The following is a 1,472-nucleotide window of genomic DNA, read 5'->3' as shown; positions in this document are numbered from 1 at the left end:
GTTCGTGCACATGGACATATATTAACGCCGGGTCGGTTCGTCGGCGCGGCAGACATCGAAGATGACGGCATCCCGTTCTCTGAGAAATTTGACGGACTGCGCGAGCAGTTGCAGGCGCATTTTGCCGAAGGAAGGGTGCTGGAAGAACGGATTGAGAAAGCATTGGCAGGGGTGACGGTTAGTGAATAACGAATTACGACTTGGGGACCACTGTGAAAAGATCGGGAGCGGTGCCACGCCGCGTGGCGGTAAAGACGCATATCTCAGCGAAGGTCCTTATTCTCTCATTCGGAGCCAAAATATTCACAACGATGGGTTTGAGTTCTCGGGCTTGGCATTTATCAACGACGAGCAAGCCCGGAAGTTAAACAATGTGGAGGTGCGCGAAGGGGATGTACTCGTAAACATCACTGGCGACAGTGTCGCTCGCGTATGTCGCGTGCATCCAGACGCGCTCCCGGCACGGGTCAATCAGCATGTCGCGATCATCAGGCCAAGATCACGTGAGATTGATCCACTTTTTCTAAGGTACTATCTCATCACCCCTGCCATGCAAGGGCAGTTACTAGGGCTCGCGTCGGCAGGGGCAACGCGAAATGCACTGACTAAAGCCATGCTTGAAGGTCTCCGCGTTCCTGCCTTGGAACTGAGCGATCAGCAAGCTATTGCTGGGTTGCTAGGCTCACTCGACGACAAGATCGAATTGAACCGGCTCATCAGCAAAACACTGGAGGCGATGGCGCAAGCGATCTTCCGCGACTGGTTCGTCGATTTCGGCCCCACGCGACGCAAGCAGGAAGGAGCCACCGACCCGTTGGACATCATGGGCGAGCTCGTGTCCGATGCCGAGCAAGCGCAGCAACTGGCCGATCTGTTTCCGGCGACGTTCGGGGACGACGGACTGCCGCTGGGGTGGCAAGAGAGGCCTCTCCATTCCGTAGGAAGGATCGTTACTGGAAAGACGCCAAGCACAAAAGTTGCTGAGTACTTCGGGACAGACGTTCCATTTCTCAAGATACCCGACATGCACCGACAGATGTATGTTGTCGAAACGCAAAGCATGCTGTCTTCGGTTGGTGCCTTAAGTCAAAGAAAACAAAGCGTTCCCAGCGGCTCTATTTCAGTAAGTTGCATTGCTACGCCGGGCCTTGTCGTGATCAACCACCGAGAGGTCCAATCAAATCAACAAATCAATACAGTTGTTCMATTGAAAGCTGATTGGTCATTATTTTTGTACTGGTCGTGCCGACGACTGTCGTATGAGGTCATGGCAGGCGGCAGCGGTGGCTCCGTTTTTCACAATATGAACAAGAGTAAATTTGGTAATCTGAATGTTGTGTGGCCCAATGTGGAAAACGTCGTTTCGCGATGGGGGCATCTTGTTTCGCCGTTGCATGAAATGATTTTAAAGAACTGCATTCAAAATCAAACGCTCGCAACGACCCGCGATTTCCTCCTACCCAGACTGATAT

At 52.7% G+C, this 1,472-nt stretch carries 1 protein-coding gene and 1 pseudogene; both read left to right on the top strand.

What is annotated here, in order from left to right; all coding sequences use genetic code 11:
• A pseudogene (locus tag ACXJ5O_RS26810) lies at nt 1-189 on the top strand (SAM-dependent DNA methyltransferase); the annotation flags it as partial.
• Nucleotides 182-1,472: restriction endonuclease subunit S (locus tag ACXJ5O_RS26805; RefSeq protein WP_457302563.1), on the top strand; the 1,291-nt coding region annotated here is incomplete at its 3' end. The pseudogene ACXJ5O_RS26810 and the gene ACXJ5O_RS26805, both read left to right, overlap by 8 nt.

It is taken from the genome of Phyllobacterium sp. P5_D12 (assembly GCF_054049495.1).
This window is presented reverse-complemented; position numbering and strand designations above follow the sequence as displayed.